Origin of the sequence: Sedimenticola hydrogenitrophicus (assembly GCF_025175675.1) — a bacterium.
Classification (GTDB): Bacteria; Pseudomonadota; Gammaproteobacteria; order Chromatiales; family Chromatiaceae; genus Sedimenticola; species Sedimenticola hydrogenitrophicus.
Map to the genome: position 1 here is coordinate 395,721 of NZ_JANIOA010000001.1, position 11,263 is coordinate 406,983.

An 11,263-nucleotide genomic window follows, 5' to 3' on the forward strand; every position below is an offset into this window, starting at 1 on the left:
TGTTCGCCCCCCGTCAATCAGGGTAGATTGCAAGTCAGGGCATAATTGTTGGATGCGTAGGCCGGATCGTGTGCGCACCGTTGTAGCGAGGAACAGAGACAGTGACGACCACCACTGAGATTGCCGACGTACAGAGCAGCGCCGATACCCGGCAGATCGCCATCAACAAGGTGGGGATCAAGGACATCCGCCACCCGGTCCGGGTCAAGGACCGCAGTGACGGCGAGCAGCACACCATCGCCACCTTCAACATGTACGTGAACCTGCCGCACAACTTCAAGGGCACCCACATGTCCCGCTTCGTGGAGATTCTCAACTCCCACGAGAAGGAGATTAGCATCGACAACTTCAAGGTGATGCTGTCCGAGATGGCCGAGAAGCTGGAGGCCGAATCGGGCCACATCGAGATGAACTTCCCCTATTTCATCAACAAGACCGCCCCGATCTCCGGTGTGCAGAGCCTGCTCGACTACGACGTCACCTTCATCGGCGAGGTGCACGCCGGCAAGCCGATCACCTACATCAAGGTGCAGGTACCGGTCACCAGCCTCTGCCCCTGTTCGAAGAAGATCTCCGATCGCGGCGCGCACAACCAGCGCTCCCACGTCACCGTGCAGGTACGCACCTGCGGCTTCGTCTGGGTGGAGGAGATCATCGACCTGGTGGAGAGCCAGGCCTCCTGCGAACTCTACGGCCTGTTGAAACGGCCGGACGAGAAGTTCGTCACCGAGCGCGCCTATGACAATCCCAAGTTCGTCGAGGACATGGTGCGGGATGTGGCCGGCAGGCTGGACCAGGATGACCGCTTCTGCGCCTACATCGTCGAGTCGGAAAACTTCGAGTCCATCCACAACCACTCAGCCTATGCGCTGATCGAGCGGGACAAGGAGGCCGAGTAAGCCCCTGGGTCGCTTGAGGAAAAAGGGCGCTCCGCGGCGCCCTTTTGCATTCTGGGGATGGATGTAAACCCTTCCAGCTCACCAGACCAACAGCCAGCCCAGCGCCAGGCCGGTGACCGCGCTCACCAGCAGCGGTAAGCCGACCAACAGTCCGACCCGGCCGCCGCCGATGGCACTGGCCAGTCCCGCCTTGGTCAGGCTGTTGGCGGACGCCGCGATCAGCAGCCCCAGGACCACCACCCGCTGATCCACATCGGCGGGACCCAGGCGGGCCAGGGAGAGGGTGATGGCATCCACATCCGCCACCCCCGAGGCGGCCGCCAGGGCGAGCAGTCCGGCATCGCCGAACCACTCCTTCAGCGCCCGGCCCAGCAGCATCACCACGGCCAGCAGCAGCCCGAACACGACCGCGGTTTTCAGCTCCAGGGGATTTTTCAGGGGAGAGACCATCTCCGTATCCTGACGTCGGTGCAGCCGCCAGTAGAACAATACCGGCAGATAGACCAGCAGCGCCATCACCAGGGTCGGTAACAGCAGGGGCTCGAACAGGCGCGGGTTGAGCGCGGTTGCAATCAATAGCATGCGCGGAAACATGGTTCCGCAGGCGAACAGTATGCCCATGGAGAGTATCGGGCCCATGGCCCGGTCGTTGCGCGACAGGCGGGAGAAATGCAGGGTCAGCGCGGTGGAGGAGGCCATGCCGCCGAACAGCCCGGTGAACAGGGTGCCGTGGCGGGCGCCGCCTATCTTGACCGCGAAATAACCGACAAAAGAGATCGAGGCGATCAACACCACCATCCACCAGATGGTATAGGGGTTGAGCGCCTTCCAGGGGCCAAATCCCTGGTTCGGCAAGGCCGGCAGCAGCACCACGGAGATCAGCAGCAGCTTGATCCCGGCATGCAGCTCCTTCTGCTCCAGCGCGCTCACCCAGCGGTGCAGCACCGGCTTGTAACTGAGCAGCAACGCGGTCACCACCGCCAGGGCGGAGGCCACCACCACCTCGCCCTTGACCGCTATGGCCCCCAGCAGGAAGGTCAACAGGCCGGTCACCAGGCTGGTGATACCGACATCGTCCTCGCGTTGCAGATTGACCACGTAGACCGCCGTCAGGACCCCGGCCAGGGCGACAAACATCAGCCCCAGCGACAGCGGGCCGACGAACTCGGAGAGCAGTGCCGCGCAGCCGCCGAGCAGACCAATCAGGCCATAGGTGCGTACCCCCGCGATACGCCCCCCCTCTTCCGCCTCGCGCTCCTGCCAGCCGCGCTCGACGCCGATCAGCAGGCCGATGGCCAGGGCCACGCCCAGAAAATAGAAAGTGGAGAAATCCTCACCCATGCGCCGTTCCCGGTTCTTCCTTGTACCTTAACAGCCTAGCCCGGATGGAGGCATTGGACCACACGAATGCCCGTGTGGACCGTGATTGGAATACACCGTTGCAGACGGCGATTCGCTTGAGATCCTGAACTAGCCAGGTGATGAAGTCATCCATCGGTAGCAGTCGTCGACCCGATGACGGAGGCCGGCGAAACTGGGGACAAAAGAGGGAGGCGTACCCGAAAACAGTTATCTACTGGCTCGTCCCTGAAGTGCCCGGCCCGGCCACGAACTTGCGTGAATCGTTACGCTGCTATACATCAAGGCTGGCGCCATGTTTCCTTAGCCACTCCTTCCTCTCCCGGTAATCCGGCATCACCTTGTCCACCTCGTTCCAGAAGGCGTCGCTGTGGTCTCTATGGTGGAAATGGCAAAGCTCGTGGACCACGATGTAGTCGATGATCTTCGGCGGGGCCATCATGCACTTCCAGTGGAAATTGAGGGTACCGCTCTTGCCACAGCTGGCCCAGCGGTAGCCCATCCCCTTCACCTTGATGCTACTCACCTTCACACCCACCTTGGGCGCAAACCAGGCCACCCGTTCGCGCAGGCGCTGCAAGCCTTTGTCGCTGAAATAGGCTTCAAAGGCCTGCCTGGCAGCGTCGGTTCCGCCCTGTTCGATCACCTCGCGGCTGAGGCAGAAGCGCCCCTCCTTCAGTTGCAGGGTGCAATCCAGTCCGGAGACCAGCGACAGGCGATAGGCGCGGCCCAGGTAGAGGAAGGTTTCGCCGTTAACCCATTCCCGCGCCACGGCGCTGGCGTTCAGGTCCTTCCATTCGGCCAGGTTGCGGTAGATCCACATTCGCTTGCTCTCCACCACCGCATCCACCTGTTCAGGGGTGTAGCCGGCGGGCGGTCGCACGGTCACCACGCCACTGCGCTCGATCACGATGTCGGTGGTCTTGCGCGGGCTGCCGGGCAACAGCTGGTATTCAATGTCTCTCACACGTCGCGCATTCATTCGTTGTTACCTCCCGCCGCGCCTTTCAACAATTCATCGTGACGGTTCTTGGCGAGTTTCATGATCTCGATAGCGATACGTTCGCGGTTGACCTTTAATTCTGCGATGCCGGTCAAGGTCAGCGCAGTCTTGATCTCGCTACGAGTCTTCTTCTGCTTGTCGCTGTTGTGCCAGTAGTCGATGCTGCCGATGCTCTCCTGCAGGGTGTCTACGATGGCCTCCATTAGCGCCTTCATTTTCGGCCTGGCCTCCTTTGGCACTTCGCCGCCAAAGGCCTCATTGGCGATATGCTCATAGAAGGTGGTGGCCTCGCGGCTCATCCCCTCCTCGCCCTGCCGGCGCCCCTCGATGGCGTCGGTGCGCAGCCTCTCCAGCTCCTCGGCCAGTTTTTCCCACTGTCCCTGATGCTCACGGATCAGTCGCTCAACTTTCTCCGACAGGTTCTTGTAGAAGGCCGGATCTTCGTCGTGGTGTACGGTGCAGTGCTTGCGGATGGCGTGCTCCATCTCGCTGGCCTTGGCCTCGGCATTGCCGGCGGCGTGCTGGTTGAGCTTTTCGATAAAGTCGTCTGCCAGCAGCTCCACCGGCGGAACCTTGGGATTGATGCCGAGGCTGATCAGGTGCTCATTGATCAGGTCGCGCACCTTTTGCCCGGCATCGCCCAGGTTGAGGGTATCGTCCTTGTAGCGCTCCTTGGCCACGCGCAGGATGTAGCCGAAGCGCTTGGCGGGTACCCGGTAAGGGTGGGCCGCCTTGTGGGGAAGGATGATGTCCATGCTCATCAGGAACTTCTTGAGGTAGACATCGAAGTCGGCACGGATCTTCTCCTCCTTCAGCAGCTTCACCGCCTCGTGCACCACGGCGGCATCCTCCTCTACCTTGGCCAGCTTGCCCTCGACAAACTCGCGCACCCTGCCCACCTTGTGCCCGGCGAAGAGCTGCAACAGGCGCTGATAGCGCTCCTCCAGCACCGGCACCTCGGAGGTGATACTCTTGAGCCCCTGGGCCAGTTCCTGCTGCTCGTCGGCGGCGGCATAGAGCGTCAGGGCTTCGGTGAGGTTGTGGGTCAACCCGATGTAATCCACCACATAGCCGCGCTGTTTACCCTTCTTCACCCGGTTGGTGCGGGCGATGGCCTGTAGCAGGGTGTGTTCGCGGATCTTCTTGTCGAGATACATCACCTGCTCGATGGGGGCGTCGAAGCCGGTGAGCAGCATGTCGCACACCACCAGGAAGGCGATACCGGTATAGGGTTTGTCAGGGTCGTCGAAGGCGAAGGGCTTGCAGAAGTTCTCCACCGCGCTCCATGCCTTGGCCTGCTTGCGCGCCTCGGTGATCCAGGCCGCCTCGTTGGTGCCGTCGCTGGAGATCACCACCGCCGCCTTGAGAAAGCGCAGCTTGCGGATCAGCTCAAAATCCGGCACAGGTGCGGCTTCCAGCCCGGAAATGGTCTCGGCCAGCGCCTGGTGGATCGCCTTCTGGTAACGCACCGCCGCCAGCTTGGAGTGGCAGACCACCTGCGCCTTGAAACCGTTGGGGAAGATGTGTTGCAGATAGTGCTGCACCATGTCTTTGGCAATGGCCTTGATACGCTGCTCGGCTTCCAGCAGGTCGCCGCTGGCGCCGTACTTTTTCTTGATCGCCAGCAGCTCCTCCTCGCTGCGCTCCTTGAAGAGGTTTTCGAAGCGGGTCTCGAAGCCGTGCTTGTCATTCAGCGCCGTGTCGGCGGTGCGCCCTTCGTAGAGGATCTGCAGAGTGGTGCCGTCCGCCACCGCGTCCATCAGTTTGTAGGTGTCGATGTACTCGCCGAAGCGCTTGACGGTCTTCCTCTCGCCGTGGCGCTCTGTAATCAGCGGCGTACCGGTAAAGGCGATGCGGGCGGCGTTGGGGAAGGCCTCGAAGATATTGTCGCCCAGGTCGGAGCTCTGGGTGCGGTGGGCCTCGTCAATCATCAGCACGATGCGCGAGGAATCGTTCACCACGCCGAAAGTCTGGCTGCCGGGGATGGCCTGATAGGTGCCCAGCGCCTCGGCCACCTTCAGCGGCAGACTCGGTTCGTGTAGTTGGAACTTGTGCACCATCACCATGTTGATGTCGGAGCTGTCGCCGGCCAGTTGCGCGCGCAGCGCCTTGCGGCTGTCGATGACGTGCACCCGGCCGCCGATGAGGGTGGCGGTTTCGGCAAGCTGCTCTTCCAGGTCTACCCGGTCGTTGATGAGCAGGATCTTGTAGTCGGCAAGGTCCGGCGAAACACGCAGCATGCGCGCCACGAACACCATGGTCAGGCTCTTGCCGGAACCCTGGGTGTGCCACACTACGCCGCTCTTCTCCTCGGCGGTGCGTCCGTTGCGCAGGCGTTCGATGATCTTGTGGGCGGCGCGAAACTGCTGGTAGCGGCACACCACCTTGATGCGCGGGCCGGCGTCGGTGTCCATGAAGACCGAGGAGGTGCGCAGTATGCCGAGCAGGTTGGCCTTGCCCAGCATGCCGTTGATCAACTGCTGCTGCGGGTCCATCCCCTCCGCGATGGCGTCGGGCTGCGGCCACTGGGTTTTCCAGGGGTAGAAGTGCTCCTCGCCGGAGGTGATGGTGCCGTAGTCGGCCTCCGCGCCCCGGGTGCGGATCAGCAGCAGGTTGGTGTGGAACAGCCGCGGTTCGCCCTCGCGCAGCCCCTGCCGGCGGGTCTCCGGGCGCTGGTTCATGTAGCGCTGCAACTGGGTGAAGGCCTCGACCATGGGGTTGGCGCAGGTGGGGCCGCCCTTCTTGCACTCCACCACGGCGAGGGGGATGCCGTTCACGAACAGCACGATGTCAGGGATGATGAACTGCTTAACGCAGCCCGGCGTGTCGATGCGGAACTGGTTGATGGCGAGGAAGTGGTTGTTCTCCGGGCGGGCGAAGTCGATGAGCCGCACCACCGGATCCTGCTCGCCGGTGAGCTCGTTCACCTCCACTTGCGCCTTGAACAACAGCTTCTGGATCGTCTCGTTGGCCTCCAGCAGAGTGCGGCCCGGCTGGCGCAGGATCTGCTCCTGCAGCTCCTGCAACTGCTTGACGGTGAGCCAGGGCTTGCCCTCGGCGGTGGTGTTGATGGCCGCGACCGATTTGGCGAACACCTCCGGCAGCAGCCACTGGCGGAAACTGAGGCGCAGGCTCTTGCCCGGGTCGCTGGGGATCTCCGCGCCCTGGTCGATGGTCTCCCAACCCAGCGCCGCCAGTTGCTGCAGAAAGGGCTGTTCGACCTCCGTGTATTCAGACATGGGCAGCCTCGGAATGGGTGAACGGCGTCATGGTTGAACCATGATGTTCTGGAGAAAATCCACCAGCAGATGCACACGGGTCGATGGGTTATCCATACCATTGTCCTCGGCAGCCCTCAGGGCGCGCGCCGCATTGCCTTTGGCAAACTCCAGTTGTCCGACAAGTGACGAAAAAACCGTGCCAGCGCCCTTTTCATATCCGGGCATATAACCTTTCAGTTCAGCCAGCACCTGGTTACCCGCACTGTTGCCCGGCAAAGCGGTGTAGGGCCGGGTGGTATAGATGAAGTGCAGCAGCAACCAGTACTCGAAACAGGGCACCGAGGTGATCGCGAAATAGGTATCCTTTGGCGTCATGCGCCTTACCGTATCGACGGCCTGGTCGTAGTGGGCATGGGTGTCCTTATCGAACACACAATAGACCCCGTCGAACGTATCGCCCGCATCCTTCTCTTCCCTGTAACGCTGCCTGGCATGGCGGATAATGCCCATGGGGTCCGATCCGCACTCACCGCAAACCTCCACATTGGCGGTGTTCAGGCCGTAGTGGTCCCGCAGGCCGTTGAAGTAATTGGGCTCGGTCTTTTCCCCCTCGCAAACGATCAACACCTTGGCATAAGGGGCGCGGTTTATCTCACGCCGCTTGAGTCTTGCCGCACTTTTCGCCTTGCGCTTGTGGAAAAGATCATCGGTACCCATCAGGCCCTCTTTTTCAGCGGCCGGATATAGGGCATTGCGCCATAGCGCCCCGAAAGGTAGGCCAATTCCAGGTTTTCCCGCCCCTTGCGTGGGCTGAAGTCCGTAAGCGGGTAGAGGCAGGTGGCCTGGTCGCGGGTTTTCTCGCAAAACCAGATCTGGTCGCGCCGGAAGACATCCTGGTTGAGGATGGACGTTTCGTGGGTGGTAAAGACAAGTTGAGCGTTGTGGCGGTTGGTTTCCGCGTTATGAAACAATTGCACCAGAAACTGCACCAATCGGGGGTGCAGATTGTCGTGCAGCTCATCGATAAACAGCACATAGCCATTGGCCAGTGCGTCAATCCAGGGGCCGGCGAAAGCAAAAAGTTTTTGGGTGCCGTCGGACTCATCGGCAAGATCAAAGATGACCGCCTCCCCGTCGCTGCCTTTATGCACTGTTTTGATCCGGACGGTCTGCTTGTCCTTCATGTCACTGGCGATAGCAGCCCGCAACGGCTCCGGGATGTCATCGGGCAATGTCTGGACATCGAACGTCTTTTTCTCAATCTGAATATCGTCGATATCCAGATCGGCGGCGCGCAAAAAGTCCATCACCTGCGCCTTCTCGCTCTGTTCGCAGAGCGATGCACTGAAGGCGGCGGTCCAACCGCCAACCTGGGTCATGCGCAAGGTGTTCTTGAACCAGTCGTAGATCGGTTGCAGCTGTTCGCTGTTAAGCTGCACGGCGGTGGAGAGAAACAGCGCGTTGTCACGGGTGGATTTCTGCCACAGCTGTTTCTCGCCGCTGAGATTGTTGCCAAGCTCCCAGTCATAACCCCCACGCTGCTCGTCCCAGATCCGCCCGAACCAGCGTTGCGACCGCCCCTTCGGATAGGCCAACAGCCACTCCTCATGGATGCGTTCCGCCGTAGCCGAGAAACCGTACTGGTAGCGCACCTCGCCGACAATGAAGGTGACCTCGAACTCACTGGGCTGACTGGCCGCGGCGGGGTGCAAACGAAAAGGGGTGACAGGGAGCCGATCGCCGCGCTGCAGGCTGGTGGCCGACTCCAGCACCACCTGGCGCATGGTGCGCAGGGCCATCAGGAAATTGGACTTGCCACTGGCGTTGGGGCCATAGATGGCGGCAGAGCGCAACAGCTCGAAGCGGTTGAACGCAGTGGCGGTGAAGGTGTTGGTTTCCAGCAGCTCATCACCCTTGGCCTTGGCAAGGCTGAAGGTCTGCGACTCCCGCAGCGAGCGGAAATTGGCCACACTGAACTCGATCAACATCCGGCTAAACCCCGTTTAAGCGTGGATTTCTGACATTATTTGCCAAAATTAGCACACAAATAACACTCACACACCATTAAAACGTCATTTTTTGACCTGATTGCACAAAAATCGACTGATAAATGCAGGCAAACCATCCCTCCGGGCGTTATCCAGGGAGTCCTGCCCCACCTTGGCCTTGGCGCCCCTCCCCCCGGCAGGCCCTTGCGCGGATCGGTCAGGCGCGATGCTCTCCTAACCCCAGCGCGTCAGTTGTTGCAGGAAGGGCTGTTCGACCTCCATGTATTCAGACATATCAGATAGTAACGTGCTGTAAATGCTCTAGTGCGATACCAATTGCGCGCCGATCGAACAATTTGGCTTTACGCTCTGCCCAACGCTCTCCCGCGGGCCAGTGCCTTATCCCCTCTTCAATTGCCTCAACAGTAGGTTGATAACCTTCCCTGGATATCAACCAATCAACCGTCGACAGCAGTTCCATGCCATAAGGGGATTCAAATCCATCGATAATTTCAGAGGTTAACTCCAACGCAGGCAAATAGGCCTTAGCCTCCGAATGTAAATAGGTATCAACCTTTTTGCGCTTACTGTCGTCAAACCAGATCACATCAAGCGGATCAGCGTCGGCAATTCGCTTCTCACATTTCAAATAGCTGCCGTCAAGCGCATCCAACAGATGTCTTAGCCTATCCGCGTAAGGTCCATAATTGTTCGTCTTGAATTCGAGTTTCAGTGGGTTCTCCAAACACTGACGTTCAATGACCCTTTCAAGAAACCATGCCAGTTTCTGAATCTCCAGCAGGCTGCATTCCATACCAAGAACCCAATAGCGGCGCACAAGCTCCGCTATTAGCGCTCGAGAAGGAGTAAGTTTTTCCACGCCTTTCTTCTTAGCAACATTCTGGTATTTGCCGGTTGGCTCATAAACCAGAATATCGACCTCACTCAAATCGCCGAGTGCCTGTTCAATTTCATTTTTTACTATCGACCAATCCAGGCCACCATTACCTGAACCCAACGGCGGAATAGCAATCGACCTGACATGATTTGCCGAAATAAATTCTTTCAAATCCTGCAAACCGGTTACTATCCACTCCAGTTTTGAGGGATTGCGCCAGTGTTGCTTAGTGGGGAAATTGATTATCCATTTCGGCCCCATAAGCTCATGTGTCTCGGTTACAAACATTTTTCCTGTATGCACCTGCCTGGCCTTGCAGGCCTTCGCATACTCTTCCATGTTCCTGGCAAAACGCTCTTTAAACATCAACGCAATGCCTTTACCCATGACACCAACGGTATTGACGGTATTTACCAATGCCTCGGCATCGGCTTCCAGAAGATTACCCTGTGCATATTTAATCATTAGAAATACCACCCACGACGAGCATATACAGGCAACTCGATTCCACGCTCATCGAGAAGTTGCCCGACTTGTTCCTTTAGTCGTTCCGTATAACACACCACACCCAACAAGGCCGATATAGGACAGTGCTGATGGATTAACGCCTCTGCCTGATAGCGCTCGAACTTACCCGGATCGTCCGGGTCTCGCTTGAAGTCACGCTGCTGAAGAATCTTCCAGTCAACTTTGTCCAAATCTTTTAGATCTGTATAAAAATTCGCCCACTGATAGTACGCATGGCTATCGGTAAAGACAAAAGGCAAACCCTGTTCCTGGACATGATAAAGGCTTGATACCAATATGACTATCTCATCATTGGATCGTTTCGTTATGCCACCCCAGCCGGTATGGATGTTATTAAGCATGACCGAGAAAGGCGTGAAGTAGAATGGCACATAGTCATTCAATACACCGCCGGGATTGACGGGCACCGGATGGGTAGCCCTCTTCATGATCAATTCAGGGTTGCCGATACTGACCCAGTCCGGCGAATGATGCCCGCCATTACCACAATGCAGGCCATTGTCCAGAATCCACGGTAAATTATCCCTGTGAACAATGCGCCATATCAGCGCCTTGTCAGGATTCAAATTCGTGTACGCCATTAGCAGAACATACCTCGGTTCACTGTCACATCAAGGCATAGGCTTCGTCTTTCAACTTCTTTAACCACCACGTCTCTGACTTGATCAGATGGTACATAAATCATAAAAAATCCAGAAGGACTGATAGGCACGGGCGACAAACATTCCGCCATACAGACACTTTTACAAGCGGCATCGCTGTAGTCTCGCGTTTGCATCAAACCCCAATCAATCAGGTCTAAGCCTTCTTGATAATCGTAAAGCCTTAGCTCCTGTCTGGCCAATGGGTGTCTTGGCAAAACCTTCCAGTTTTTCCCTTCAGCAAGAGTCCGTCGCACCGTTATCAGCACGAAATCTTCGTCGGCCCGGTCTTTTTGTACACGACCATCAAAGGGGTTTCGCGAGAACCAGTGAAAAGGAACATAGTGATCCAGCCCATGCTGAGCACGTCCCTCTAAAATCTCTGCATCAGCAATATCTTGAAACCCATTCAAGGCTGATCGCGGCTGTAGGCCGCTTTCCAGAATAGGGCCGATATTCTTCAGGCTTGTCAGATGGTAAATCAGTTTCTGTTCCCTAATGGATGCCATGCGCTCTCCCTATAGCCAATTAGACGAGTTCGTCTGCCTGTTCCGCTTCTGTATCGACCTGAACCAGGACCTTGCCAGTGAGGAGGTCATGCATTAGGCCGGATTTCTGCATTCGAAGTTTGTCTAACTGCAATTCAAGAGAAACAATCTGGGCCTCGATCGGGTTCAGCATCTGGACAATCTTTAACTGTTCATCTGGTGATGGATAAACAATCTT

Annotated in this window: 10 protein-coding genes; 1 reads left to right on the forward strand and 9 read right to left on the reverse strand. The window is 58.0% G+C overall.

The window, feature by feature from the left end:
- The first annotated feature begins 101 nt into the window (after positions 1–101).
- The gene (folE2, locus tag NPX02_RS01770) at positions 102–899 is read left to right on the forward strand and encodes a GTP cyclohydrolase FolE2 (RefSeq protein WP_260291406.1); all 798 of its coding nucleotides are present in this window, start codon (positions 102–104) and stop codon (positions 897–899) included.
- A gap of 78 nt (positions 900–977) precedes the next feature.
- Here folE2 and NPX02_RS01775 read toward each other — a convergent pair whose 3' ends face one another.
- From NPX02_RS01775 to NPX02_RS01815, 9 genes are all read right to left on the reverse strand, one after another.
- On the reverse strand, positions 978–2,240 hold the full coding sequence (locus NPX02_RS01775; protein ID WP_260291408.1) for an MgtC/SapB family protein: 1,263 nt from the start codon (positions 2,238–2,240) through the stop codon (positions 978–980).
- A gap of 292 nt (positions 2,241–2,532) precedes the next feature.
- Positions 2,533–3,240 carry a M48 family metallopeptidase gene (locus NPX02_RS01780; RefSeq protein WP_260291410.1) on the reverse strand — a complete coding sequence of 236 codons (708 nt, stop codon included), beginning with the start codon at positions 3,238–3,240 and terminating at the stop codon, positions 2,533–2,535.
- The gene (locus tag NPX02_RS01785) at positions 3,237–6,500 is read right to left on the reverse strand and encodes a type I restriction endonuclease subunit R (protein ID WP_260291412.1); all 3,264 of its coding nucleotides are present in this window, start codon (positions 6,498–6,500) and stop codon (positions 3,237–3,239) included. Before NPX02_RS01785 ends, NPX02_RS01780 begins: the two co-directional genes overlap by 4 nt.
- Before the next feature lie 27 nt (positions 6,501–6,527).
- Positions 6,528–7,199 carry an RloB family protein gene (locus tag NPX02_RS01790; protein ID WP_260291414.1) on the reverse strand — a complete coding sequence of 224 codons (672 nt, stop codon included), beginning with the start codon at positions 7,197–7,199 and terminating at the stop codon, positions 6,528–6,530.
- A complete protein-coding gene (locus tag NPX02_RS01795) occupies positions 7,199–8,470 on the reverse strand; it encodes an AAA family ATPase (RefSeq protein ID WP_260291415.1) in 1,272 nt (423 codons plus the stop codon). The genes NPX02_RS01790 and NPX02_RS01795 overlap by 1 nt, the downstream gene beginning before the upstream one ends.
- A 295-nt stretch (positions 8,471–8,765) precedes the next feature.
- Positions 8,766–9,833 carry a type II toxin-antitoxin system antitoxin DNA ADP-ribosyl glycohydrolase DarG gene (darG, locus tag NPX02_RS01800; RefSeq protein WP_260291416.1) on the reverse strand — a complete coding sequence of 356 codons (1,068 nt, stop codon included), beginning with the start codon at positions 9,831–9,833 and terminating at the stop codon, positions 8,766–8,768.
- Positions 9,833–10,477, reverse strand: coding sequence for a type II toxin-antitoxin system toxin DNA ADP-ribosyl transferase DarT (darT, locus tag NPX02_RS01805; protein ID WP_260291417.1), 645 nt, complete (start codon positions 10,475–10,477; stop codon positions 9,833–9,835). Before darT ends, darG begins: the two co-directional genes overlap by 1 nt.
- Positions 10,477–11,046 carry a DUF4433 domain-containing protein gene (locus tag NPX02_RS01810; RefSeq protein WP_260291419.1) on the reverse strand — a complete coding sequence of 190 codons (570 nt, stop codon included), beginning with the start codon at positions 11,044–11,046 and terminating at the stop codon, positions 10,477–10,479. The genes darT and NPX02_RS01810 overlap by 1 nt, the downstream gene beginning before the upstream one ends.
- Before the next feature lie 19 nt (positions 11,047–11,065).
- A partial coding sequence (locus tag NPX02_RS01815) for a restriction endonuclease subunit S (RefSeq protein ID WP_418067309.1) occupies positions 11,066–11,263 on the reverse strand: 198 nt, incomplete at its 5' end.